The 24,973-nt window shown below is 71.0% G+C and carries 20 protein-coding genes and 1 tRNA gene; 14 read left to right on the top strand and 7 right to left on the bottom strand.

From position 1 onward, the window contains the following. Window positions 1-76 precede the first annotated feature (76 nt). The 3 genes from AC5Y43_RS14075 to AC5Y43_RS14065 all read right to left on the bottom strand — a co-directional run bounded on the left by AC5Y43_RS14075 (window position 77) and on the right by AC5Y43_RS14065 (window position 6,493). Window positions 77-2,041 (bottom strand): PE family protein, encoded by a 1,965-nt coding sequence (locus AC5Y43_RS14075; protein WP_499973320.1) that lies wholly within the window; start codon window positions 2,039-2,041, stop codon window positions 77-79. Window positions 2,042-2,198: 157 nt separating this feature from the next. Then, window positions 2,199-4,394, bottom strand: coding sequence for a 1,4-alpha-glucan branching protein GlgB (gene glgB, locus AC5Y43_RS14070; protein WP_499973318.1), 2,196 nt, complete (start codon window positions 4,392-4,394; stop codon window positions 2,199-2,201). A 5-nt stretch (window positions 4,395-4,399) separates the two neighbouring features. Continuing rightward, window positions 4,400-6,493, bottom strand: coding sequence for an alpha-1,4-glucan--maltose-1-phosphate maltosyltransferase (locus tag AC5Y43_RS14065; protein WP_499973316.1), 2,094 nt, complete (start codon window positions 6,491-6,493; stop codon window positions 4,400-4,402). A 246-nt stretch (window positions 6,494-6,739) separates the two neighbouring features. Here AC5Y43_RS14065 and glgP point away from each other — a divergent pair, with 246 nt between their 5' ends. Then, complete coding sequence (glgP, locus tag AC5Y43_RS14060; protein WP_499973315.1) at window positions 6,740-9,346, top strand: alpha-glucan family phosphorylase; 2,607 nt, start codon at window positions 6,740-6,742, stop codon at window positions 9,344-9,346. Between the two features lie 58 nt (window positions 9,347-9,404). Here the strand turns inward: glgP and AC5Y43_RS14055 are convergent, their stop codons facing one another. Further along, window positions 9,405-11,387, bottom strand: a complete 1,983-nt coding sequence (locus AC5Y43_RS14055; protein WP_499973436.1) for an ATP-dependent DNA helicase — start codon at window positions 11,385-11,387, stop codon at window positions 9,405-9,407. Beyond that, window positions 11,384-12,682 (bottom strand): nicotinate phosphoribosyltransferase, encoded by a 1,299-nt coding sequence (locus tag AC5Y43_RS14050; RefSeq protein WP_499973313.1) that lies wholly within the window; start codon window positions 12,680-12,682, stop codon window positions 11,384-11,386. Before AC5Y43_RS14050 ends, AC5Y43_RS14055 begins: the two co-directional genes overlap by 4 nt. Before the next feature lie 46 nt (window positions 12,683-12,728). On the opposite strand from AC5Y43_RS14050, the gene clpS reads away from it, so the two are divergent. The 8 genes from clpS (at window position 12,729) to rdgB (ending at window position 18,547) form a co-directional block, all read left to right on the top strand. After that, complete coding sequence (gene clpS, locus AC5Y43_RS14045) at window positions 12,729-13,034, top strand: ATP-dependent Clp protease adapter ClpS (RefSeq protein WP_499973312.1); 306 nt, start codon at window positions 12,729-12,731, stop codon at window positions 13,032-13,034. Between the two features lie 24 nt (window positions 13,035-13,058). Then, the gene (aosR, locus tag AC5Y43_RS14040) at window positions 13,059-13,631 is read left to right on the top strand and encodes an oxidative stress transcriptional regulator AosR (protein ID WP_499973311.1); all 573 of its coding nucleotides are present in this window, start codon (window positions 13,059-13,061) and stop codon (window positions 13,629-13,631) included. Next, a complete protein-coding gene (locus AC5Y43_RS14035; RefSeq protein WP_499973309.1) occupies window positions 13,632-14,675 on the top strand; it encodes a P1 family peptidase in 1,044 nt (347 codons plus the stop codon). Window positions 14,676-14,705: 30 nt separating this feature from the next. Then, window positions 14,706-15,350 (top strand): rhomboid family intramembrane serine protease, encoded by a 645-nt coding sequence (locus AC5Y43_RS14030; RefSeq protein WP_499973308.1) that lies wholly within the window; start codon window positions 14,706-14,708, stop codon window positions 15,348-15,350. Then, on the top strand, window positions 15,347-16,174 hold the full coding sequence (gene murI, locus AC5Y43_RS14025; protein WP_499973306.1) for a glutamate racemase: 828 nt from the start codon (window positions 15,347-15,349) through the stop codon (window positions 16,172-16,174). Before AC5Y43_RS14030 ends, murI begins: the two co-directional genes overlap by 4 nt. Window positions 16,175-16,242: 68 nt before the next feature. Next, window positions 16,243-17,025, top strand: coding sequence for a cyclic nucleotide-degrading phosphodiesterase (locus AC5Y43_RS14020; RefSeq protein WP_499973304.1), 783 nt, complete (start codon window positions 16,243-16,245; stop codon window positions 17,023-17,025). A 16-nt stretch (window positions 17,026-17,041) separates the two neighbouring features. Next, window positions 17,042-17,821, top strand: a complete 780-nt coding sequence (gene rph, locus AC5Y43_RS14015; protein WP_499973301.1) for a ribonuclease PH — start codon at window positions 17,042-17,044, stop codon at window positions 17,819-17,821. Window positions 17,822-17,926: 105 nt separating this feature from the next. Then, entirely contained in the window at window positions 17,927-18,547 is a 621-nt protein-coding gene (rdgB, locus tag AC5Y43_RS14010) for an RdgB/HAM1 family non-canonical purine NTP pyrophosphatase (RefSeq protein WP_499973299.1), read from the top strand. A 51-nt stretch (window positions 18,548-18,598) separates the two neighbouring features. On the opposite strand, the gene AC5Y43_RS14005 is transcribed toward rdgB, so the two are convergent. After that, window positions 18,599-18,949: a DUF3817 domain-containing protein gene (locus AC5Y43_RS14005; RefSeq protein WP_499973297.1), complete on the bottom strand. Its 351-nt coding sequence runs from the start codon at window positions 18,947-18,949 to the stop codon at window positions 18,599-18,601. Beyond that, on the bottom strand, window positions 18,946-19,326 hold the full coding sequence (locus tag AC5Y43_RS14000; RefSeq protein WP_499973295.1) for a hypothetical protein: 381 nt from the start codon (window positions 19,324-19,326) through the stop codon (window positions 18,946-18,948). Before AC5Y43_RS14000 ends, AC5Y43_RS14005 begins: the two co-directional genes overlap by 4 nt. 62 nt (window positions 19,327-19,388) lie before the next feature. On the opposite strand from AC5Y43_RS14000, the gene AC5Y43_RS13995 reads away from it, so the two are divergent. From AC5Y43_RS13995 to AC5Y43_RS13975, 5 genes are all read left to right on the top strand, one after another. Beyond that, window positions 19,389-19,472 (top strand) — tRNA-Leu (locus tag AC5Y43_RS13995). A 63-nt stretch (window positions 19,473-19,535) separates the two neighbouring features. After that, a complete protein-coding gene (locus AC5Y43_RS13990) occupies window positions 19,536-19,853 on the top strand; it encodes a hypothetical protein (protein WP_499973292.1) in 318 nt (105 codons plus the stop codon). A gap of 117 nt (window positions 19,854-19,970) precedes the next feature. Next, the gene (locus AC5Y43_RS13985; protein ID WP_499973290.1) at window positions 19,971-20,636 is read left to right on the top strand and encodes a TetR/AcrR family transcriptional regulator; all 666 of its coding nucleotides are present in this window, start codon (window positions 19,971-19,973) and stop codon (window positions 20,634-20,636) included. Beyond that, on the top strand, window positions 20,636-23,206 hold the full coding sequence (locus tag AC5Y43_RS13980) for an ABC transporter ATP-binding protein/permease (protein WP_499973288.1): 2,571 nt from the start codon (window positions 20,636-20,638) through the stop codon (window positions 23,204-23,206). Before AC5Y43_RS13985 ends, AC5Y43_RS13980 begins: the two co-directional genes overlap by 1 nt. Then, a complete protein-coding gene (locus AC5Y43_RS13975; RefSeq protein ID WP_499973286.1) occupies window positions 23,203-24,948 on the top strand; it encodes an ABC transporter ATP-binding protein in 1,746 nt (581 codons plus the stop codon). Before AC5Y43_RS13980 ends, AC5Y43_RS13975 begins: the two co-directional genes overlap by 4 nt. The last annotated feature ends 25 nt before the right edge of the window (window positions 24,949-24,973 follow it).

Here is a 24,973-nt window from a genome sequence, read left to right as displayed (position 1 = left end):
TCCGACCGCGAGCAGACGCAAAAGCACCCAATTTCGTGCCGAAATGGGTGCTTTTGCGTCTGCTCAGCAGCCCGCGTTACGGGCCAGAGCCAGTCAAGCCGTTGATCCCCGGCAAACCAATCGCTCCGGCCGCACCGCCGGCGCCGCCCGCCCCCGGCGTCGCACCTAACAGGCCGTCGCCGCCGTTGCCGCCGTTGCCGCCGTTGCCGATCCACCGCGCGTTGCCTCCGGCGCCACCCGCCCCGCCGGTGCTACCGGCGGCGGTGCTCAACCCGCCGGCCCCACCGGCGCCGCCATTGCCGATCAGCCCGGCGTTGCCGCCGTTCCCCCCGGCGCCGCCGTCGGCGCCGTTGAGTCCCGTCCCACCGATGCCCCCGGCACCGCCGTCGCCGTAGAGCAGGCCGGCGTTTCCGCCGGCGCCGCCCGCTCCGCTGGTATTACCGGACCCACCCGAGCCGCCGGCCCCGCCCCAGCCGGCGAGCGCGCCCGCATTGCCACCGGCCCCGCCGGCGCCGCCGACTGAACCGGTATCAAGGCCGAACCCGCCGATGCCACCGCCGCCCCCGGAGCCGAACAATCCGCCGGCGCCGCCGGCACCGCCCGCGCCGGCATTGGTGTGCGACGCGTTGCCGCCGGATCCACCGGATCCGCCGGAGCCGAACAGGCGGCCCAGGCCGCCGGCACCGCCGGTACCGCCGACGCCGTCTGTCGAGTTGTTCCCGCCGGCGTGCCCGCCGACGCCGCCCGTGCCACCAGAGCCACCCGGGCCGAACAACCCACCGGTGCCGCCGGCGCCGCCGATCCCGCCTGCGCCGGAAGTGGAGGTGTCCCCGGTGGTGAACCCGCCGTCGCCGCCGGCCCCGCCGGAGCCACCCGATCCGAGCCACCCGCCGGCGCCTCCGGCACCCCCGGCCCCGCCCGCGCCGGCCGTCCCGCCGGTCGCGGTGCTGAGCCCGCCGGCGCCGCCGGCGCCGCCCGCGCCGCCGACACCGAACAACCCGCCGGCGCCGCCGGCCCCGCCGGCGCCGCCGGCCGCACCGGTGGAGCCGAAGCTGCCGAGCCCGCCGGTGCCGCCGGCCCCGCCGTCGCCGGAGAGGAGCCCGCCCGCGCCACCGGCCCCGCCGACTCCGCCGACCGAGCCGTTGAAGCCGAAACCGCCGGCGCCACCGGCGCCGCCGCTGCTGAACAATCCGCCTGCCCCGCCTGCCCCGCCTGCCCCGCCGGCGCCACCCGGACCGCCGCCGCTGGCCCCGCCGACTCCGCCGGCCCCGCCGGTGGCGAACAGTTCGAACAGCCCGCTGCGACCACCCGCCCCGCCGGCCCCGCCGGTGCCGCCAAGCCCGCCCGCGCCGCCGAGACCGCCGGCGCCGAACAGCCAGGAGTTGCCGCCGGTGCCGCCGGCTCCGCCGACCGCGCCCAGGCCGCCGATTCCACCCGTTCCGCCGGCGCCCCACAGCAGGCCGCCGCTGCCGCCGGCACCGCCGGCTCCACCGTTACCCGCCGCGGAGCCGCCGCCGGCGCCGCCCGCCCCACCGGTTCCGAACAGCCCCGCCGCGCCGCCGGCCCCACCTGCCTGGCCCGCAGCGCCGGACCCGCCGGCGCCGCCGTTGCCGATCAGGAGTCCGCCGGCCCCGCCGGCCGCTCCGGTGCCGGGCGCCCCGTTGGCGCCGTTGCCGATCAGCGGGCGACCCAGCAGCAGCTGGGTGGGCGTGTTGATGGCGCCGAGCAACTGCTGCTCGAAGGCCTGCAGCGGGGATGCGTTGGCGGCCTCGGTGGCGGCGTAGGACGCCCCGCCCGCGCTCAGCGCCGCCACGAACTGCGAATGAAAGGCCTCCAACTGCGCGCTGATCGCCTGGTAGTCCTGGGCGTGCGAGGAGAACAGCGCGGCGACACTCGCCGACACCTCGTCGGCGGCCGCGGCCGCGAGGCCCGTCGTCGGGGCCGCCGCCGTCGCGGTGGCCGTGCTGATTGCCGAACCAATACTCGCCAAATTCGAAGCCGCCGCCGAAACCGTTTCCGGTACTGCGAACACGAATGACATGTTTACCTCCCAGCACTACGGCGAGTTTGGCCGGCGGTGACCAGGATCGGGTCATCGTCGACTAATTACGGAAGCGAATCATATCGTGATGCTAGCCCATGTAAATAGAAGCGATGGGAAATCGTTATCTATTTCGCCGGGTGGTTTTGGACGCGTCCTATTCCGGCTCGAACCACAACGCCGACGTCGGCGGCAACACCATTACCGCCGAGGCGGGGCGGCCGTGCCACGGGTCTTCGGTGGCGTCGACGCCGCCCAGGTTCCCGATTCCCGAGCCGTTGTAGGCGGTCGCGTCGGTGTTGAGCACCTCGCGCCAGCGTCCGGCGGCGGGCAGGCCCAGCCGGTAACCGCTGTGCTCGGATCCCGCGAAATTGAATACACAGGCCATCACCGAGCCGTCCTTGCCATATCGCAGAAAGCTCAACACGTTGTTGGCGGAGTCGTTGGCGTCGATCCAGGAATAGCCGTCGGGAATGGTGTCCTGGCTCCACAGCGCCGGGCGGCTGCGGTAGATCTCATTGATGTCGCGCACAAGGGCCAGCACTCCGTTGGAGAAACCTTGCTCGTCGAGTTGCCACCAATCCAGGCCGCGCTCTTCGGACCACTCCGCGCGCTGACCGAATTCCTGGCCCATGAATAACAATTGCTTACCCGGATGCGCCCATTGGTAGGCGAGCAGGCTGCGCAGGCCCGCGGCCTTGACGTGGTTGTTGCCCGGCATCCGCCCCCACAGCGTGCCCTTGCCGTGCACCACCTCGTCGTGGCTGAGCGGCAGCACATAGTTCTCGCTGAACGCGTACAGCATCGAGAACGTCATCTCGTGGTGGTGGAAGCTGCGGTAGATCGGGTCGCGGCTGATGTAGTCGAGCGTGTCGTGCATCCAGCCCATGTTCCACTTCATCGAGAACCCAAGGCCGCCAAGGTTTGTCGGCCTCGTCACGCCCGGCCACGACGTGGACTCCTCGGCGACGGTGACGATGCCGGGCGCGGCCTTGTGCGCCGTGGCGTTCATCTCCTGCAAAAACTGCACCGCCTCGAGGTTTTCCCGCCCGCCGTAGATGTTCGGGGTCCAGCCGCCCTCGGGGCGCGAGTAGTCCAGGTAGAGCATCGACGCGACGGCGTCCACGCGCAGCCCGTCGACGTGGTACTCCTCGAGCCAGTACAACGCGTTGGCCACCAGGAAGTTGCGCACTTCGGCGCGGCCGAAGTCGAAGACGTAGGTGCCCCAGTCGAGTTGCTCCCCGCGTTTGGGATCGGCGTGCTCGTAGAGTGCGGTCCCGTCGAAGCGGCCCAGCGCCCAGGCGTCCTTCGGAAAGTGCGCGGGCACCCAGTCCACGATGACGCCGATGCCGGCCCGGTGCAGCGCGTCGACCAGCGCCCGGAAGTCGTCCGGCGTGCCGAACCGCGAGGTCGGGGCGTAGTAGGACGTGACCTGGTATCCCCATGACCCGGCGAACGGGTGCTCGGCCACCGGCAGCAGCTCGACATGGGTAAACCCGTGCTCCACAACGTAATCCGTCAACTCGTGGGCCAGCTGACGGTAGGACAGGCCCGGCCGCCACGAGCCCAGGTGCACCTCGTAGGTGCTCATCGGCTCGAACACCGGGTTGCTCCGCGCGCGGCGCGCCATCCAGTCGGCGTCCGCCCAGGTGTAGTCGCTGCGCGTCACCCGCGACGCGGTGTGCGGCGGCACCTCGGTGGCGAAGGCGAACGGGTCGGCCCGCTCGGTCATCACACCGTCGGCGCCGTGTACGCGGAACTTGTACAGCCCGCCGACCTGAAAACCGGGCCAGAACAACTCCCACACCCCGGAGGAGCCCAGCACCCGCATGGGCGCGTCGCTGCCGGTCCAGCCGTTGAACTCGCCGATCAGGCTGACGCCCTTGGCGTTGGGCGCCCACACCGCGAACGACACCCCCTCGACGACGCCGTCTGCGGTGGTGAACGAGCGGGGATGGGCGCCGAGGACTTCCCAGAGCCGCTCGTGGCGGCCCTCGTTGAACAGATGAAGGTCGACGTCACCCAGGGTGGGCAGGAAGCGGTAGGCGTCGGCGACGACGTAAGGGTCGGACCCCTCGTAGGTCACCTCCAGCCGGTAGTCGATCAGGTCGACGAACGGCAGCGCGACGGCGAACAGCCCGGATTCGACGTGCTGCAACGGAAACCGGTCATCGCCAACCAGGGCGACGACCTCGCGCGCGTGCGGCCGGAACGCCCGGATGACGGTGTGGTCACCGTACTCGTGGGCGCCCAGGATGCCATGCGGGTTGTAATGCGCACCGGCCACCAGGCGCGCCAGGTCGGTCGGGTCGGGCGCCAGGTCCAATTTGGCGAGTTCGTCGGTTCGGCGCACAGCCGTCACCTCCTACGCAGCAGCGTGATCCGGGATTCGTACGGGACGAGGGGCATGTTGATGATGTGCGCGACGGCCTGCGCGGGGTCGAGACGGATGTAATTGGCTTGTCCCCACTGGAATTCCTGACCGGTGATCTCGTCGCGCACCCAAAACCGTTCATAGGGCTCCATACCCAATGCCTCCATGTCCAACCACAGCGTCGCCTCCTCGGGCCCGAACGCGTTGAGGCTGACCACCACCAACACGCAGTCGCCGGTGGCGGGGTCGAACTTGCTGTAGGCCAGCAGCGCATCGTTGTCCACGCCGTGGAAATGAATCGTGCGCAGTTGTTGCAGCGCCGGATGCAGGCGGCGAATCGTGTTGAGCTGCTTGATGAACGGCTCGAGTGACCGGCCCTCGGCGAGGGCGCCCGCGAAGTCGCGGGGACGCAATTCGTACTTCTCGGAGTTCAGGTACTCCTCGCTGCCCTCGCGCACCGCGCGGTGCTCGAAGAGCTCGTAGCCCGAGTAGACCCCCCAGGCCGGCCCCATCGTCGCCGCCAGCGCCGCGCGGACGGCGAACATCCCCGGCCCGTTGTGCTGCAGCACCGCGTGCAGGATGTCGGGGGTGTTGACGAAGAGGTTCGGCCGGCGAAAGTCCGCGAGGGCGGCGATGTCGTTGCCGAATTCGGTCAGCTCCCACTTGGCGGTCCGCCAGGTGAAGTAGCTGTAGGACTGGGTGAAGCCCAGCTTGGCCAGGCCGTACTGGCGGGCCGGCGGCGTGAAAGCCTCGGACAAAAACAGCACGTCGGGGTCGGCGTCCTTGACCTGGCCGATCAGCCAGGCCCAGAAGTCGGGCGGCTTGGTGTGGGGGTTGTCCACCCGGAAGAACTTGATTCCGTGGTCGATCCAGTGCCGTACCACCCGCAGCACCTCGTCGTAGAGGCCGGCGGGGTCGTTGTCGAAGTTGATCGGGTAGATGTCCTGGTATTTCTTCGGCGGGTTCTCGGCGTAGGCGATGGTCCCGTCGGGCAACTCGGTGAACCACTGCCGGTGGTCGCGGGCCCACGGATGATCGGGCGCGCATTGCAGCGCCAGGTCCAGCGCCACCTCCATGCCCAGATCGCGTGCGGCCGAGACGAAGTCGTCGAAGTCCTCGATGGTGCCCAGGTCCGGGTGGACGGCGTCGTGGCCGCCCTCGTCGCTGCCGATCGCCCACGGGGATCCCACATCTGAAGGGGCGGCGGCGGGAGAGTTGTTGCGGCCCTTGCGGTGTACCTTGCCGATCGGGTGGATCGGTGGCAGGTAGACCACATCGAACCCCATGTCCGCGATCCGCGGCAGCTGCTCCGCAGCGGTAGCGAAGGTGCCGTGCACCGGCTTGCCGTTCTCGTCCCATCCGCCTGTCGAACGCGGGAACATCTCATACCACGCGCCGAAGCGCGCCAACGGCCGGTCGACCCACACCGCGAACTGTTCGCCGCGCGTGACCAGGTCGCGCAGTGGATAGTCGGCCAAGATCTGTTCGACGCCGGGTGCCAGCGCCAGTGCGGTGCGGGTGACCGGGTCCCCGGGGGTGCGCAGCGCCCCGGCGGCCGCCAGCAGCGGTTCGCGCCGGGCCCTTGGCACATTGGACGCGGCGCGCTCGAACAGCGCGGCCCCGACCAACAGGTCGTTGGCCAGTTCCTTCTCGCCCTGGCCGGCGTCGAGCTTGGCGACCAACCCATGCCGCCAGGAGTGAATCGGGTCGCCCCACCCCTCGACGCGAAAGGTCCACAGGCCGACGCGGTCGGGGGTGAACACGCCGTGGAAGACGTAGGGTTCCAGCCCCTCGGTCATGGGCAGCAGCAGTGGCTTGGCGCGCGGTTCGGCCGCTTTGCCGTCCAGCGCGGGCGCGGGGCGGGTGGGGGCCGCGGCGGCCTTGATCCGGCGGGATTCCGTCACCTGCGGATAGCGCGCGCCCTGGTAGCGGACGACCAGCGTCGCGGCGACGGCCTCGTGGCCTTCCCGCCATACCGCGGCGCTGACCGGCACCATCTCGCCGACCACGGCCTTGGCCGGGTACGCGCCGCAGGAGACGACGGGCTGGACGTTATCGATCTCGACGCGACCGGGCACAACACTCCATTCGATTCTCCGGTTCCTCGTCGGCCCGCTGCGCGGGCCGCCTCGTCACCCTCGGTGTTCGACTCTTGTGCGGCCAGACCGCGGTGCGCTCCGTCGCGGAATGCCTCTCGTCAAGGGCTGGGGTGCATCGGTGGGCCCCAATTACTAACCGATACCCACCCTAGTGTCCGGTCACACACCACCGCTGCCCGAAAGCGGCCGTGCGGGCGGGCGAATCCTCTCCTAAGGTAGAGACGCGTGAAAGCCCTCCGCCGGTTTACCGTCCGAGCTCATCTGCCCGAGCGCCTCGCCGCGCTCGACCAGCTGTCGAACAACCTGCGGTGGTCGTGGGACACGCCGACCCAGGACCTGTTCGAGACGATCGAGCCCGCCCTCTGGGAGCGCTGCAGCCGCGATCCGGTGGCGCTGCTGGGCGCGGTGAAACCCGCCCGGCTCGACGAGTTGGCCCTCGACGAAGGATTCCTGCGCCGGCTCGACGAACTGGCGGCGGATCTCAACGACTATCTGACCCGCCCGCTGTGGTACCAGCAGGCCGGCGTGCCGGTGCCGGCCTCGATCGCGTACTTCTCGATGGAGTTCGGTGTCGCCGAGGTGCTGCCCAACTACTCGGGCGGCCTGGGCATCCTCGCGGGCGACCACTTGAAGTCCGCGTCGGACCTGGGGGTGCCGCTCATCGCGGTGGGGCTTTACTACCGATCCGGGTATTTCCGCCAGTCGCTCACCGCCGACGGCTGGCAGCACGAGACCTACCCCGCGCTGGATCCGCAGGGGCTGCCGCTGCGGCTGCTGACCGATGCGACGGGTGAGCCGGCGCTGGTCGAGCTGAACCTGCCCGACTCCGCGCAGCTGCGGGCCCGCATCTGGGTCGCGCAGGTGGGGCGGGTGCCGCTGCTGCTGCTGGATTCCGACGTCCCCGAGAACGAGCACGACCTGCGCGGCGTCACGGACCGCCTCTACGGCGGCGACCAGGAACACCGGATGCGCCAGGAGCTGCTGGCGGGCATCGGCGGGGTGCGCGCGATCCGCGCGTTCACCGCCATCGAAGGGCGGCCCGCGCCCGAGGTGTGGCACATGAACGAGGGGCACGCGGGTTTCCTCGGGGCCGAACGCATCCGCGAGCTGATCACGGAGTCCGGGCTGGACTTCGACACCGCGCTGACCGTCGTGCGGTCTGCCACGGTGTTCACCACCCACACCCCGGTGCCCGCGGGCATCGACCGGTTCCCGATCGACATGGTGCGGCGTTACTTCGACGGCGCGCCCGACGACGAGAACGACCGGGATGCCAAGCGCGCGCCCGCCTTGCTGCCCGGCGTGCCGACCGACCGGATCCTCGCCCTCGGCGCCGAGGACGATCCGGCCAAGTTCAACATGGCCCACATGGGCCTGCGCCTGGCGCAACGGGCCAACGGCGTCTCGCTGCTGCACGGCAGCGTCAGCCGCGCCATGTTCAACGAGCTGTGGCCGGGATTCGACGCCGAGGAGGTGCCGATCGGCTCGATCACCAACGGGGTGCACGCGCGCACCTGGGCGGCGCCGCAGTGGCTGCAGCTTGGCCACGAGTTGGCCGGGTCGGACTCGTTCGGCGACCCGGGCGTGTGGCTGCGCCTGCAGCAGGTCGACGCCGGCCACCTGTGGTCGATCCGTTCGCAACTGCGCACGCTGCTGGTCGAGGACGTCCGGCTGCGGTTGCGCCGCTCCTGGCGGGAACGCGGCGCATCGGACGCCGAATTAAGTTGGATTGAAACGGCTTTCGACCCCAGCGTGCTGACCGTCGGATTCGCCAGGCGGGTGCCGACCTACAAGCGGTTGACGCTGATGTTGCGCGATCCCGATCGGCTGCAACAACTTCTGCTCAACGAGGACAGGCCGATCCAGCTGATCGTCGCCGGCAAGTCGCACCCGGCAGACGACGGGGGCAAGGCCCTGATCCAGCAGGTGGTCCGGTTCGCCGACCGCCCCGAGGTGCGCCACCGCATCGCTTTCCTGCCCGACTACGACATGTCCATGGCCCGGCTGCTGTATTGGGGCTGCGACGTCTGGCTGAACAACCCCCTGCGCCCGCTGGAGGCCTGCGGCACGTCGGGGATGAAGAGCGCGCTCAACGGGGGGCTGAACCTGTCCATCCGCGACGGCTGGTGGGACGAATGGTACGACGGCGAAAACGGTTGGGAGATACCGTCTGCCGACGGACTGGCCGACGAGAACCGCCGCGACGACCTGGAATCCGCCAAGCTCTACGACCTGCTCGAGGAGGCGGTGGCGCCGAAGTTCTACGAGCGCGACGAGCGCGGGGTGCCCCCGCGCTGGATCGAGATGGTCCGCCACACCCTGCAGACGCTCGGGCCCAAGGTGCTGGCCTCGCGGATGGTGCGCGATTACGTCGAGGACTACTACACGCCGGCCGCGCAGTCGCTGCGGAGCACCGTCACGGCCCCCGATGGCGGGGGTGAGTTCGATGCGGCCCGCGAACTGGCCGCCTACCGCAGACGCGCCGAGCGGGCCTGGCCCAAGATCGACATCACCGACGTCGACAGCACCGGCCTGCCGGACACCCCGGTGCTGGGCTCGAAGCTGACCCTGACCGCGACGGTGCAACTGGGCGGGCTGGCGCCCGACGAGGTCACGGTCCAGGCCGTGGTGGGCCGGGTGGACGCCGGCGATGCGCTGCTCGAACCGCTCACCGTCGAGATGTCGTATACCGGTACCGCCGAGGGCGGCAACCAGGTCTTCTCGACGACGATGTCGCTACCGCTGGCGGGCACGGTCGGGTACACGGTGCGGGTGCTGCCGCGCCACCCGATGCTGGCGGGCAACGAGCTGGGCCTGGTCACGCTGGCTTGATCGCCCGTGGCGATCGCAAGCGCGGCGAAGCCGGGCGCGGCGGGTCGCCACCATCGATCTAGGCGCCGCGCAGCCTCTGCAGCGCCGCGCGCACCTGTGCGCCGTCGGTGGTAGCCCAGAACGGCGGCAGCGACGCGCGCAGGTAGCCGCCGTAGCGGGCCGTGACCATCCGGGAGTCCAGCACGGCGACGACGCCGCGGTCGTCGACGCGGCGCAGCAGCCGGCCCGACCCCTGCGCGAGCAGCAGCGCGGCGTGGCTGGCGGCGACGGCCATGAAGCCGTTGCCGCCGCGCGCGGCCACCGCGCGCTGCCGCGCGCCCAGCAGCGGGTCGTCGGGCCGTGGGAACGGGATGCGGTCGATCAGCACCAGCGACAGCGACGGCCCCGGCACGTCGACGCCCTGCCACAGCGACAGCGTGCCGAAGAGCGAGGTCTCCTCGTCGGCGCTGAACTGTTCGACCAGCGCGGAGGTGCTGTCGTCGCCCTGGCACAGCACCGGCGTCGACAGCCGCTCGCGCATTTCCTCGGCCGCGGCCCGGGCCGCGCGCATCGACGAGAACAGCCCCAGCGTGCGCCCGCCGGCGGCGGTGACGAGCTCGGCGATCTCGCTCAGCTGCTCGGCCGAGCCGGTGCCGTCGCGGCCCGGCGGCGGCAGATGCGCTGCCACGTAAAGGATTCCGGCCTTGGCGTGCTGGAACGGCGACCCGACGTCGAGCCCGCGCCAGGGCTGATCCTCGGTGGAGCCGCCCAGGCCCCATGCCTCAGCCATCGCGTCGAAGGACCCGCCGATCGTCAGGGTCGCCGAGGTCAACACCGTCGTCGAACGCGTGAACACCTCGTCGCGCAGCAAGCGGGCGACCGACAGTGGGGCCACCCGCAACACCGGCCGCACCGCACCGCGGTTGTCCTCGTGGTCGAGCCAGACCACGTCGGTGCGATCGGGAATGGCGGGCGCGAACGACGCCAGGATCCGCGACGCGGTCTCGGAGATTTCGCTCAGCGCGGCAACGGCTTCGGCACGCGCCGACGCCGCCTTGGCGTCACTGGTGGTGTCGATCGCCGACCGTGCCGCGCTGGCCACGTCGCGCAGCGCGGTCAGGTACGTGGCCAGCTCCTCGTCGAGGCGATCGATGCGGCCGGGCCGGGCGTCGTGGATGGCGGCGGCGAAGTTGGCGGTCGTGGCCTCCAGGCGCTGGGTCAGCTCGGGGCCCACCAGCCGGGCGATCCGCCGCGCGACGACGCCGAGCGCGGCCGACGTCAGCTCCGCGGTCGCCACCGACGTCACCCGGTCCACCAACTCGTGCGCCTCGTCGACCACCAGCAGCGCGTGTTCGGGCAGCACCGACGATTCCGCGACGGCGTCGATGGCCAGCAGCGCGTGGTTGGTGACGACGACATCGGCCGCGCCGGCGAGCCCGCGCGCGCGTTCGGAAAAGCACTCCGAGCCGAACGGGCAGCGCGCCACGCCCAGGCATTCCCGCGCCGACACGCTCACCTGCGACCACGACCGGTCCGGCACTCCGGGCTTGAGGTCGTCGCGGTCGCCGGAGTCGGTCGTCGACGCCCAGGCGGTGAGCCGTTGCACGTCGCGGCCCAGCGCGGTGACCGCGACCGGGTCGAAGAGCTCCTCCTGCGGTCGCTGGTCGTCCGAATCGTCGGACGCCGCGCCGTTATGGATCTTGTTCAGGCACAGGTAATTTCGCCGCCCCTTCAGCAGCGCGAAGCGCGGCGGACGCGGGAGCGCATCGGCCAGCGAGTCGGCCAGCCGGGGCAGATCGCGATCCACCAGCTGGCGCTGCAGCGCGATCGTGGCCGTCGACACCACGACCGGCGACTCGTCGCCGAGCGCGTGAACGATCGCGGGAACCAGATACGCCAGCGACTTGCCGGTACCGGTGCCTGCCTGCACGACGAGGTGTTCGTTGCTGTCGAAGGCCCGCTCGACCGCGTCGGCCATCTGCACCTGACCGGGGCGCTCCGCCCCGCCGAGCGCGGCCACGGCGGTGGCGAGCAATTCGGGCACGGACACCGACACGGTCAGGCCCGGATTTGTGTCGTCGGGATCGCGGGCTCGCCGTGCGACAGGTTCAGGCCCTCCCACGGCAGGCTGCGCAGGCCGGACGCCACCAGCTCGCGCGCCGCCGAGAGGTCCGCCCCGCACACCACCTCGCCGCCGCGCACCAGCGGCGTCATCAGATCACGGCGCGGTTCGGTGGTCTCCGGTGGGCGGCCGGCCGGGTAGACCACCTCCTCGGTGATCGTGCCGGTCGGGCGGGCCAGCCGCAACGCCTCCTTGCGACCGCCCTGAGATTCCTTGCGGCTGCTGCGCTTTTGCACGGGCAGGCCGTCCACCTCGACCAGCTTGTAGACCATGCGCGCGGTCGGCGCGCCGGAGCCGGTCACCAGCGACGTGCCGACGCCGTAGCTGTGCACCGGCTCGGCGCGCAGCGCGGCGATGCCGAACTCGTCGAGGTCGCCGGACACCACGATGCGGGTCCGCGTGGCCCCCAGCCCGTCGAGTTGTTCGCGCACCTGACGCGCGAGCACCCCCAGTTCGCCGGAGTCGATGCGCACCGCGCCCAGCCCGGTGCCGGCGGCGGCCACGGCGTTGGCCACGCCGGCGGTGACGTCATACGTGTCGACCAGCAGCGTGGTGTCGACGCCCAGCGCGTCGACCTGGGCGCGAAACGCCGCGACCTCGTCAGGCCCGTCGGAGCGGGTGTGCAGCATGGTGAACGCGTGCGCGGCGGTGCCCTCGGCCGGTATCCCGTAGCGCCGCTGGGCCTCCAGGTTGGAGGACGCGGCGAAGCCGGCGATATAGGCGGCGCGGGCCGCGGCGACCGCTGCCCGTTCGTGGGTCCGGCGCGACCCCATGTCGATCAGCGGGCGGCCGCCCGCCGCGCTGACCATGCGGGCCGCCGCCGACGCGATCGCCGTGTCGTGGTTGAAGATGGACAACGCCAGGGTTTCGATCACGACACATTCGCCGAAGCTGCCCGTCACCGAAAGCACCGGCGAGCCAGGGAAGTACAGCTCGCCCTCGGCGTAGCCGTCGATGTCGCCGCCGAACCGAAACTCGCGCAGGTAGTCGACGGCCCGGCGGTCGAGGAACCGCGACAGCAATTCGCACGCCTCGTCGTCGAATCTGAACCGCGGCAACGTTTCAAGGAGCCGGCCGGTCCCGGCGACCACGCCGTAGCGGCGGCCGTCGGGCAGGTGGCGGGCGAACAGCTCGAACGTCGTGCGCCGGCCGGCGGTGCCGTCGCGCAGCGCCGCCGCCAGCATGGTCAGCTCGTACTTGTCGGTCAGCAGCCCGGCCAGGACCGGCTCGTTCATGCTGCCAACGGTAACGGCGGGCAGCAGTCTCGGTATTCTTAAGGCCATGGTTGTTGCGTCAGCGCCCACCAAACCGGGCACTACCGGGCAACACGAGTCCGCCACCGTGCACGCCACGGCCAGCCCGTGGGTCACCATCGTGTGGGATGACCCCGTCAACCTGATGACGTATGTGACGTATGTCTTCCAGAAATTGTTCGGCTACAGCGAGCCGCACGCGACCAAGCTGATGCTGCAGGTGCACAACGAGGGCAAGGCCGTGGTCTCGGCGGGCAGCCGCGAATCCATGGAAGTCGACGTGTCCAAGCTGCACGCCGCCGGTTTGTGGGCGACGATGCAGCAGGACCGCTGAGACCGAGGTCGTTCGGGATTCCTTGTGCGCAAATGGAAGCGCGTCGAGACCGCCAACGGTCCCCGTTTTCGGTCGGCCCTGGCCTCCCATGAGGCCGCGCTGCTCAACAACCTGGTCGGCGCGATGATCGGCCTGCTCGACGAGCGCGAATCGTCCGCTCCGGCAGACGAACTCCACGAGATCACCGGCATCAAGACCGGCAACACCGAGCCGCCGCGCGACCCGACGCTGCGCCGGCTGCTGCCGGACTTCCACAAGTCAGACGATCCCGAAGCGGCTGGGGACGGCCTCAACGCCGCGCTGCGCAGCCTGCGCGAGCCGGAGATCATCGACGCCAAACGCGCCGCGGCGCAACGACTTCTGGATACCGTTCCGGCTAACGGCGGGCGTTTCGAGCTGACCGAGGAGGAAGCGAACGCGTGGGTCGCAGCGGTCAACGACATCCGTTTGACGCTGGGGGTCATGCTCGAGATCGGCCCACAGGGGCCGGACCGCCTGCCGGCCGACCATCCGCTGGCCGTGCACCTCGACGTCTACCAATGGCTGACCGTCCTGCAGGAGTACCTGGTCCTGGCGCTGATGAGGAAGCCTGGGTAGATGAACTCCATCACCGACGTCGGCGGCATCCGCGTTGGGCACTGTCACAAACTCGACCCCGACGCGGCGCTGGGCACCGGATGGGCCAGCGGCGTGACCGTCGTGCTCACCCCGCCGGGGACCGTCGGCGGCGTCGACTGCCGTGGTGGCGCGCCCGGCACCCGGGAGACGGACCTGCTGGACCCGGCCAACACCGTGCGGTTCGTCGACGCCGTGGTGCTGGCCGGCGGCAGCGCCTTCGGCCTGGCGGCCGCCGACGGCGTCATGCGCTGGCTGGAGGGCCGGGAGCGCGGGGTGGGCATGGAGGGCGGCGTGGTGCCCATCGTGCCGGGCGCGGTGATCTTCGACCTGCCGGTCGGCGGCTGGGACTGCCGCCCGACGGCCGAGTTCGGCGCGGCGGCCTGCGAGGCCGCGGGTGAGGCGGTCGCCGTCGGCACCGTCGGCGCGGGGGCGGGCGCGCGCGCCGGGGTGCTCAAGGGCGGCCTCGGCACTTCCTCGGTGACGTTGCCGTCGGGGGCGACCGTCGGCGCCCTCGTCGCCGTGAACTGCGCGGGCGACGTCGCCGACCGGGCCACCGGCCTGCCGTGGATGGCAGACCTGATCGCGGAGTTCGGCCTCACGGCGCCGCCGGCCGAGCAGATCGACGCGTTCGCGCAGTTGCCGTCGGCGCTCGACCCGCTGAACACCACGATCGCGGTCGTCGCCACCGACGCCGCCCTGGGCCCGGCCGCGTGCCGGCGGGTGGCGATCGCCGCCCACGACGGCCTGGCCCGCACCATCCGCCCGGCGCACACGCCGCTGGACGGTGACACGGTGTTCGCGCTCGCCACCGGGGCCGTCGAGGTGGCCCCGCCGGTGGGATCGAAACCGGTGCCCGCCGGGTTCTCGCCGGAGACCGGGCTGGTCACCGAGATCGGCGCGGCCGCGGCCGACTGCCTGGCCCGCGCGGTGCTGGTCGGGGTGTTCGCCGCCGAATCGGTGGCCGGGCTACCGGCCTACCGCGACGTGTTGCCCGGGGCGTTCGGCCCCGTTCGAGCGGGGTAAAGGGGCCTGTGCCGGTAGCCTGAACGAGGCATGAACGCGTCAACGACAGAGTCGAAGAAGCGGCCGCACTGGGTGGTCGGCGGGGTCACGATCCTCACGTTCGTGGCGTTGTTGTACGTCATCGAGCTGATCGACCAGCTGATGAATCATTCCCTGGACGGCAACGGCATCCGGCCGCTGGAGGCCGACGGGCTGTGGGGGATCATCTGGGCGCCGTTGTTGCACGGGAGCTGGACGCACCTGTTCGCCAACACGGTGCCCGCCCTGGTGCTGGGCTTCCTGATGACCCTGGCCGGCATGTCCCGGTTCGTCTGGGCCACCGCGATCGTGTGGATCGTCGGCGGCTTCGGCACCTGGCTGATCGGCAACTGGGACACCTGCCGCTTCGAGTCCGATCACATCGGGGCGTCGGGGCTGATCTTCGGGTGGCTGACGTTTTTGCTGGTCTTCGGGATATTCGTGCGCCGGTTCTGGGACATCGTCACCGGTTTGGTGGTGTTGTTCGCCTACGGCGGCGTCCTCGTCAGCGCCGTGCCCGTCCTCGACAAGTGCGGGGGCGTGTCCTGGCAGGGGCACCTGTGCGGCGCGGTGGCCGGCGTCCTGGCGGCGTACGTCCTGTCCGGTCCGGAGCGCAAGGCCCGCGCAAAGAAGAAAGCCCGACGGCCCGCGACATGAGTTCACCGCACGCGCCCGTCGGGATCTTCGACTCCGGCGTCGGGGGACTGACCGTCGCGCGGGCGATCATCGACCAGCTGCCCGACGAGGACATCGTCTACGTCGGCGACACCGCCAACGGCCCCTACGGTCCACTGACCATCCCCGAGGTCCGCGCGCACGCGCTGGCCATCGGCGACGACCTCGTCGCCCGCGGCGTCAAGGCGCTGGTGATCGCGTGCAACACGGCGTCGGCGGCCTGCCTGCGCGACGCCCGCGAGCGCTACGACGTGCCCGTCGTCGAGGTGATCCTGCCCGCCGTGCGCCGCGCGGTCGCCACCACCCGCAACGGGCGCATCGGCGTCATCGGCACGCGCGCGACCATCGCCTCGCACGCCTACCAGGACGCGTTCGCCGCCGCCCGCGACACCGAGATCACCGCGGTGGCCTGCCCGCGGTTCGTCGACTTCGTCGAGCGCGGCGTGACCAGCGGGCGGCAGGTTCTCGGACTGGCCGAGGGCTATCTCGAACCGCTGCAGCGCGCGCAGGTCGACACCCTGGTGCTGGGCTGCACGCACTACCCGTTGCTGTCCGGGCTGATCCAGCTGGCGATGGGCGAGACCGTCACGCTGGTGTCGAGCGCCGAGGAAACCGCCAAGGAAGTGCTGCGCGTGCTCACCGAGCGCGACCTGCTGCGCCCGCATCCCGACGATCCGGGTGCCGCGCCGCCGTCGCGCGTGTTCGAGGCCACCGGCGACCCCGACGCGTTCACCAGACTGGCGGCGCGATTTCTGGGGCCTGTGGTCACCGGCGTGCAGCCCGTGCAGCGCTCCCGCGCCCGGTGACGCGCGAGATTCTCATCACACAAAAGCTGCGATGTTTTCTCCATCGCCGCATCGGGCATGGCACAGTGGTGTCCGTGCGAATAACCGTGCTCGGCTGCTCGGGCAGCGTGGTCGGTCCGGATTCGCCGGCATCGGGTTATCTACTTCGGGCGCCTGATACCCCGCCTCTGGTACTCGACTTCGGTGGCGGCGTGCTCGGCGCGCTGCAGCGCTACGCCGACCCCGGCGCGGTGCACATCCTGTTGTCCCATTTGCACGCCGACCACTGCCTGGATCTGCCGGGTTTGTTCGTGTGGCGCCGCTACCATCCGTCGCGCCCGCTGGGCAAGGCGTTGTTGTACGGGCCCAGCGACACCTGGTCGCGACTGGGGGCCGCGTCGTCGCCCTACGGCGGCGAGATCGACGACTGCTCCGACATTTTCGACATCCGGCACTGGGTCGACGGCGAGCCGGTGACGTTCGGTGCGCTCGCGGTGACCCCGCGCGTGGTGGCACACCCCACCGAGTCGTACGGCCTGCGGATCACCGATCCCAGCGGGGCATCCTTCGTCTACAGCGGCGACACCGGCCCGTGCGATCAGCTCGTCGAACTCGCCCGCGGCGCCGATGTTTTCCTCTGCGAGGCGTCCTGGACCCACTCCCCGGATCGGCCGCCCGCGCTGCACCTGTCGGGCACCGACGCCGGCCGGGTCGCCGCGCAGGCCGGCGTGCACGAGCTGTTGCTGACGCACATCCCGCCGTGGACCTCGCGCGAGGACGTGATCACCGAGGCCAAGGCCGAGTTCGACGGCCCGGTGCACGCGGTGGTGTGCGGGGAGACGTTCGATGTGCGCCGCTCCGAAAGGGTCTGACCGCTAGGGTTGCCTCGTGTCCAAACGAGAAGACGGCCGCCTCGACGACGAGCTCCGCCCGGTAGTCATCACCCGCGGATTCACCGAGCACCCGGCGGGATCGGTGTTGGTCGAATTCGGTCACACCAAGGTCATGTGCACCGCCAGCGTCACCGAGGGGGTGCCGCGCTGGCGCAAGGGATCGGGCCTGGGGTGGTTGACCGCGGAATACGCGATGTTGCCGTCGGCCACCCACACCCGCTCCGACCGTGAGTCGGTGAAGGGCCGGCTGAGCGGGCGCACGCAGGAGATCAGCCGGTTGATCGGCCGGTCGCTGCGGGCGTGCATCGACCTGGCGGCGCTGGGGGAGAACACGATCGCCGTCGACTGCGACGTGTTGCAGGCCGACGGCGGCACCCGCACCGCGGCCATCACGGGGGCGTACGTCGCGCTGGCCGACGCGGTGACCTACCTGTCGGCGAAGGGCAAGCTTTCGGACCCGCGGCCGTTGTCGTGCGCGATCGCCGCGGTCAGTGTCGGCGTCGTCGACGGCCGCATCCGGGTGGACCTGCCCTACGAGGAGGACTCGCGCGCCGAGGTCGACATGAACGTCGTCGCCACCGACACCGGGACGCTGGTCGAGGTCCAGGGGACCGGCGAGGGCGCGACGTTCCCGCGCTCGACGCTGGACAAGCTGCTCGACGTGGCGCTGGCGGCGTGCGACCATTTGTTCGCCGCCCAGCGCGAGGCGCTGGAGCTGCCGTACCCGGGGGCGCTGCCCGAGGGGCCGGCGCCGTCGAAGTCGTTCGGCAGCTGACGAAAACCATTGCACCAGATCATGATTCGTCCTCCCGCAGCTCGAATATCGGGATGCTGCGCGGATGCATCGGCAACGGCCCAGACGCATCTTTAGGAATAGACGATGACCAAGCTGCTGGTCGCCAGCCGCAACCCGAAGAAGCTGGCCGAGTTGCGCCGGGTGCTCGACGGCGCCGGCCTGTCGGGGCTGACGCTGGTGTCGCTGAACGACGTGCCGGCGTTCGACGAGTCGCCGGAAACCGGGGCGACGTTCGAGGACAACGCGCTGGCCAAGGCGCGCGACGCGTTCGCCGCGACGGGCCTGGCCTCGGTGGCCGACGACTCGGGTCTGGAGGTCGCGGCGTTGAACGGCATGCCGGGCGTGTTGTCGGCGCGCTGGGCGGGCAGTCACGGCGACGACGGCGCCAACACCTCTTTGTTGCTGGCGCAGTTGCGCGACGTGCCCGACGCGCGGCGCGGCGCGGCGTTCGTGTCGGCCTGCGCGCTGGTCCGGGGACCGGGCGAGGCGGACGAGGTGGTCGTGCGCGGGGAGTGGCCCGGGTCGATAGCGCGCGAGCCGCGCGGCGACGGGGGATTCGGCTATGACCCGGTGTTCGTTCCCGACGGTTCGGATCGCACCGCGGCGCAGTTGAGCCCGGCGGACAAGGACGCGGTGTCGCATCGCGGTCGCGCGCTGGCGCTGTTGGTGCCCGCGCTTCGCGACTTGGCGGCACCACGAACGTGAAGCTTGCCGCACGCTCGGCGTCGAGTGTGCGGCCAGCGGCACACTCGACCGCTACAGCCCGAAGCGCGCCTTGACGTCCCGGCTCTGGAAGTGCTCGACGATGATGCCCAGCAGCGGAATGGTGCCGGACAGCAGCACGCCGATGGTCTTGGCGATGGGCCAGCGCACCTTGATCGCCAGGTTGAACGCGGCCAACACGTAGGCGAAATAGACCCAGCCGTGCACCACCTCGATCCAGCGGATCTCGTGGTGGAAGGCCACGTGCGAGACGATCTCGTAGCACAGCGCGATGAGCCAGATGCCCGTCGTCCACGCCATGATCCGGTAGGCGAGCAGCGCGGGACGGATCTTTTCGACGGGAACGGCGGGCGTCGGCGCCCCGGGCGTCTCGGGTGTCGTCATGCGGTGGTCCTGTTCTCCTTCTCGGCATCCTGATTGGCGAGCTCGGCGAGGTAGGCGTTGTACTCCCGCAGCGCGGGATCGTCGGTCGGCGGCGGGGCCGCCTTGGGTCGCTCGGGCAGCAGCCCGGCGGGTATCTCGGTCATCTCGCCGGGCTTGTGCGGCTCCGGCGGCTGCTCTTCGTAGCGCACGAATTTGCGGTAGGCGTAGACGCAGAACCACGCGAACAGCGGCCACTGCAGCGCGTAGCCCAGGTTCTGGAACGTACCCGAGGTCGACTGAAACCGGGTCCACTGCCACCAGCCCAGTGCCAGGCAGCCGCAGGCCGCGACGATCACCAAAGCGATCAGCGCGGCCCGGCGACGACGGGTGATGGGCACCCCTTGAACCTACCGCCACCGACCGCTCGGGCGGCATCGCGAGCGGTACGATCGGCACCGCCGCGGACGTGGTGAAATTGGCAAACACGATGGTTTTAGGTGCCATTGCTCGTGAGAGCTTGAGGGTTCGAGTCCCTCCGTCCGCACCGCCGGAGTTTGGTCGCGCATTCCGCGGGTAGACGCGAGGCACCGCAATCAAGGAAGTCGCCATGGCCACCGCACCCGAGCTACCCGAAAAAGCCGTCACCGCAGCAGATGTGGAACTCGCCGAGCGCAGAGCCGCCGAGGCCCGCGAACGCGCCGCGCGCGCGGGGCTCGCGGCCGCGCGCAGCATCGAGGAATCGGCGCGCCACCACGATCGGGTCGCCAAAGTGCAGGACGGCACCGTCGCGATGGGGGTGTCGCACACGGAGATGCATGCGGAGTCCGCCGCCCGCCATCGCCAGGCCGCCGCCGACGACCGGAAGATGGCCGAGCAGAAGCGCGAGGAGTCCGAAGCGGACCTCACTTCCGGCACCAAGCACTGACCCCCGGTTGACCCCGGGTAAGGTAACCCTTAGTTTGTGGGGGTAACTTACCTATCCGAAGGGTGCCGGATGCAGACCGTTGCGTCTCGTCAGGGAGGGCGACCTCCCCTGATCGCGGTGGAAGATGTCGTCCGGGCCGGCCGCGAGCTCGGCATGCAACGACTCAGCGTCAACGCGGTCGCGGGGCGCCTCGGGGTTTCGGCGACCGCCCTCTACCGCCATGTCGACAGCCGGTGGGAGCTCGAGCGACTGGTCGGCGAAAGCCTGCTCGCCGAGCTCGAGCTGCGCGACGACCCCACGGCCGAAACGGAGCCGCACCTGGTGTCGTTCGCCCTGCAGCTCCGCGACTTCACCGCCGGGCACCCGGGGCTCGCGTCCTACCTTCAGGTGCTGTTCCCGCGCGGCGACGCCGGCGCCCGGTTGCTGGCCACCGAGGTCGGGGCGCTCAGTCGGCGCGGCTATTCCGCGGACGCCGCTGTGGTGCTGAGCAGCGCGGTCGCCACGCTGGCGATCAGCCTGGCCGCGCGGGAAGAGAACAACGCCACCGCCACCGCGGGAGACCACACCGGCGGCTTCGCCGCGGAACGCGACGCCGCGGCCGCCCGGTTGGCCGGCGACGCGCGGCTCGGCGCGGCCCACGCGGGCCTGCCGCAGGTATCGGACAAAGAATTCGTGCGGCTGCTGCTGGCCGCGTCGATCCGGGGCCTGGTCGGGGCGATTCCGCCCGGGCGCCCGATCAACGAGGTGATGGCGGAGCTCGGCCCCGCCGGAGAGGACCACTGATGGCGCGCGGATTCCAGGGGGCGGTGCTGCGCGGCTTCGGTGCCCGCGACCACACGGCGACGGTCCTCGAAACCGTCCGCATCGCACCGCATTTCGTGCGAATAAGGATGGTGTCACCGACCCTGTTCGAGGACGCGCAGGCCGAACCGGCGGCGTGGCTGCGGTTCTGGTTTCCCGACCCCGACGGGTCGAACACCGAGTTCCAGCGCGCCTACACCCTTTCCGAGGCGGACGCGGCCACCGGCCGATTCGCGGTCGACGTCGTGCTGCACGAGCCGTCGGGCCCGGCCTCGGCGTGGGCGCGCAGCGTGCAACCCGGTGCGACGATCGCGGTCATGTCCCTGATGGGCTCGTCGCGGTTCGACATGCCCGAGGAGCAGCCGGCCGGCTACCTGCTGATCGGCGACTCCGCGTCGATCCCCGGAATGAACGGGATCGTCGGAACCGTCCCGCACGATGTTTCGATCGAGATGTATCTCGAGCGCCACGACGACGACGACGCGCTCATCCCGATTGCGAAACACCCTCGGCTGCAGGTGCATTGGGTCGTGCGCCGCGACGAGAGGTCGTTGGCCGCGGCGATCGAAAGCCGGGACTGGTCGGACTGGTACGCCTGGGCGACCCCCGAGGCCACGACGCTCAAGCACGTGCGGACCCGGCTGCGCGACGACTTCGGGTTTCCCAAGTCCGAGATCCACGCCCAGGCCTATTGGAGCGCCGGCAAAGCGATGGGCACGCGCCGCGGCGACGATCCCTCCCAACAACAAGTCCCCGCGAAAAGCCCTCAGCCGCAGCAGCAACCGGTGCCGGCACAAACCCGCGGCAGCTGGCGCGCGCAGGGCGCCGGTCGGTTGCTCGCCCCGCTGCGCTCGGCGCTGATCGTCTCGGGCGTGCTGCAGGCGGTGATCACGCTGGTGCAGCTGGCGCCGTTCGTGCTGCTGGTCGAGCTGGCCCGGCTGCTGGTGTCCGGCGCGGAGGCCTCGCGGCTGTGGACGGTGGGCGTCGCGGCCGTCGGGCTGCTGGGCACCGGCACCGTGCTCGGGGCCGCGCTGACGCTGTGGCTGCACGTCGTCGACGCGCGCTTCGCAAACCGCTTGCGCACCAGGCTTTTGACCAAATTGTCGCGATTGCCGCTGGGCTGGTTCACCGCCCGCGGATCGGGGTCGATCAAGCAGCTGGTCTCCGACGACACGCTGTCGCTGCACTACCTGGTCACCCACGCGATTCCGGACGCGGTCGCCGCCGTCGTCGCGCCGGTGGCGGTGCTGGTCTACCTGTTCGTGGTCGACTGGCGGGTGGCGCTCGTGCTGTTCGTGCCCGTCCTGGTCTACCTGGTGCTCACGTCGTCGCTCACCGTCGCGTCCGGGCCGCGCATCGCGCAATCGCAGCGCTGGGCCGAAAGGATGAGCGGGGAGGCGGGCGCCTACCTCGAGGGCCAGCCGGTGATTCGGGTGTTCGGCGGGGCCGCCGCATCGAGCTTCCGGCGCCGCCTCGACGAGTACGTCGGGTTCCTGGTGGCCTGGCAGCGGCCACTGGCCGGCAAGAAGACGCTGATGGATCTGGCCACCCGCCCCTCGACATTTCTCTGGCTGATCGCGGTCACGGGCACCCTGCTGGTCGTCACCGGCCGGATGGACCCCGTCAACCTGCTGCCGTTCCTGTTGCTGGGCACCACATTCGGCGCGCGCCTGCTCGGTATCGCCTACGGGCTCGGGGGCATCCGCGCCGGGATGCTGGCCGCCCGGCGGCTGCAGAACGCGCTCGACGAGCCCGAGCTCGCCGTGCAACCGTCGGAAGCGACCCAAGGCGATTCGCCGGCGACCGTCGTCTTCGACCGCGTCACGTTCGGCTACCGCCCCGGGGTCCCGGTGATCCGGGACGTGTCGCTGACGCTGCGGCCCGGCACCGTCACCGCGCTGGTCGGCCCGTCCGGCTCCGGCAAGTCGACGCTGGCCGCGCTGCTGGCCCGCTTCCACGACGTCGAACAGGGCGCGATACGCGTTGGGGGACAAGACATTCGATCGCTGACCGCCGACGAGCTCTACGCGCGGGTCGGTTTCGTGCTGCAGGATACCCAGCTCGTGCACGGCACCGTCGCGCAGAACATCGCGCTGGCCGCGCCCGACGCCACCGCCGACCGGATCGAGACCGCGGCGCGCGAGGCGCAGATCCACGACCGCATCATGCGGCTGCCGGACGGCTACGACACGATGCTCGGCGCCGGTTCCGGGCTGTCGGGCGGGGAGCGCCAGCGGCTCACCATCGCCCGCGCCATCCTCGCCGACACCCCGGTGCTGATCCTCGACGAGGCCACGGCGTTCGCCGACCCCGAATCGGAATACCTTGTGCAGCAGGCGCTCAACCGGCTCACCCGGGAACGCACCGTGCTGGTGATCGCCCATCGGCTGCACACCATCACCCGGGCCGACCAGATCGTCGTCCTCGATCACGGCCGCATCGCCGAGCGGGGCACCCACGACGAACTGCTCGCCGCCGACGGCCGCTACCGCCGGCTGTGGGACACGGGTCAGGCCGACGCGGTGAGCGCCGTACGGGAGGGGGCGCGATGATCCGCACCTGGATAGGGCTGGTGCCAAAAGAGCGCCGCGCCAAGGTAATCGCGTACGCGACGCTGGCCCTGGTCTCCGTGGCGGTGCGGGCAGTGGCCACGGTGCTGCTCGTCCCGCTGGTGGGCGCGCTGTTCGGCGACACCCCGCAGCGCGCCCTGGCGTGGGCGGGCTGGCTGACCGTCGCCACCGTGACCGGCTGGGTGATCGACACGGCGACCGCGCGCATCGGCTTCGGCCTGGGTTTCGCCGTGCTGGACCACTCCCAGCACGACGTGGCCGACCGGCTCCCGGATGTGCGGCTGGGCTGGTTCACCGCCGAGAACACCGCGACCGCGCGGCAGGCGATCGCTGCCACGGGGCCCGAGCTCGTCGGCCTGGTGGTCAACCTGCTCACACCCCTGGTGACGGCGATCCTGCTGCCGGCGGCCATCGCGGTCGCCCTGCTGCCGGTCTCCTGGCAACTGGGCGCCGCCGCGCTGGCCGGCGTGCCGCTGTTGCTGGGCGCCCTGTGGGCCTCCGCGCGGCTGGCGCGCCGCGCCGACACCGCGGCCGGCGAGGCCAACACCGCGCTCACCGAACGCATCATCGAGTTCGCCCGCACCCAGCAGGCGCTGCGCGCCGCGCGGCGGGTCGAACCGGCGCGAAGCCTGGTCGGCGACGCGCTGGCCGTGCAGCGCGGCGCGACGATGCGGTTGCTGGCCATGCAGGTTCCCGGTCAGCTGCTGTTCAGCATGGCCAGCCAGCTGGCCCTGATCCTGCTGGCCGGGGCCACCACCGCGCTGACGGTGAACGGCACCCTGGCGGTGCCGGAGGCCGTCGCGCTGATCGTCGTCATCGCCCGTTACCTGGAGCCCTTCACCACGATCAGCGAGCTGGCCCCGGCCCTCGAGAGCACCCGCGCCACGCTGGACCGGATCCGTTCGGTGCTCACCGCGCCGACCATGACGGCCGGAGACACCACGCTGCCCTTTGCCGTGGCCCCGCGCATCGAATTCGACGACGTCACCTTCGGCTACGACGATGTCCCCGTGCTCGACGGCGTGAGCTTCGCGTTGCGCCCGGGCACCACGACGGCGATCGTCGGCCCGTCCGGCTCGGGCAAAAGCACCATCCTGGCGCTGATCGCCGGACTGCACGAGCCGACCGGCGGCCGCGTGCTCATCGACGGCATAGACGCTGCGGCGCTGGACGCCGAAACCCGCCGCGCCGCCAGCGGCGTCGTGTTCCAGCACCCCTACCTATTCCACGGCACGATCCGCGAAAACGTCTTCGCCGGGGATCCGTCCGCCGCCGACGAACGATTCGCGCGCGCCGTCGCGCTGGCCCGTGTCGACGAACTCACCGCCCGGCTGCCCGACGGCGCCGACACCGTCGTCGGCGAGGCCGGCTCGACGCTGTCCGGTGGCGAACGCCAACGCGTCAGCATCGCGCGCGCCCTGCTCAAGGGCGCGCCCATCCTGCTGGTCGACGAGGCGACCAGCGCCCTGGACAACGAGAACGAGGCCGCGGTGGTCGACGCGCTCACCGCCGACCCGCAGTCGCGCACCGGCGTGATCGTCGCCCACCGGCTGGCCAGCATCCGGCACGCCGACCGCGTGCTGTTCCTCGACAACGGCCGGATCGTCGAGGACGGCACCGTCGACCAACTGCTCGCCGCCGGCGGGCGCTTCGACGAATTCTGGCGGCAACAGCGCGAAGCGGCGGACTGGCACATCGGCTCTTGCCGTATGCCTTACAGTTGATCCGTCAGTCGAGGAGTCGAAGTAC

The sequence above is a fragment of the Mycobacterium sp. NGS57 genome (assembly GCF_059812405.1).
The sequence above is the reverse complement of the archived record's forward strand: the minus strand, read 5'-3'. Positions and strand labels throughout refer to the sequence as shown.

Coding starts and splice junctions, on each gene's coding strand:
- AC5Y43_RS14075 (WP_499973320.1), bottom strand. CDS start 2,041: ATGTCATTCGTGTTCGCAGTACCGGAAACGGTTTCGGCGGCGGCTTCG.
- AC5Y43_RS14050 (WP_499973313.1), bottom strand. CDS start 12,682: ATGAACGAGCCGGTCCTGGCCGGGCTGCTGACCGACAAGTACGAGCTG.
- clpS (WP_499973312.1), top strand. CDS start 12,729: ATGGTTGTTGCGTCAGCGCCCACCAAACCGGGCACTACCGGGCAACAC.
- AC5Y43_RS14035 (WP_499973309.1), top strand. CDS start 13,632: ATGAACTCCATCACCGACGTCGGCGGCATCCGCGTTGGGCACTGTCAC.
- AC5Y43_RS14030 (WP_499973308.1), top strand. CDS start 14,706: ATGAACGCGTCAACGACAGAGTCGAAGAAGCGGCCGCACTGGGTGGTC.
- murI (WP_499973306.1), top strand. CDS start 15,347: ATGAGTTCACCGCACGCGCCCGTCGGGATCTTCGACTCCGGCGTCGGG.
- rdgB (WP_499973299.1), top strand. CDS start 17,927: ATGACCAAGCTGCTGGTCGCCAGCCGCAACCCGAAGAAGCTGGCCGAG.
- AC5Y43_RS14005 (WP_499973297.1), bottom strand. CDS start 18,949: ATGACGACACCCGAGACGCCCGGGGCGCCGACGCCCGCCGTTCCCGTC.
- AC5Y43_RS13990 (WP_499973292.1), top strand. CDS start 19,536: ATGGCCACCGCACCCGAGCTACCCGAAAAAGCCGTCACCGCAGCAGAT.
- AC5Y43_RS13980 (WP_499973288.1), top strand. CDS start 20,636: ATGGCGCGCGGATTCCAGGGGGCGGTGCTGCGCGGCTTCGGTGCCCGC.
- AC5Y43_RS13975 (WP_499973286.1), top strand. CDS start 23,203: ATGATCCGCACCTGGATAGGGCTGGTGCCAAAAGAGCGCCGCGCCAAG.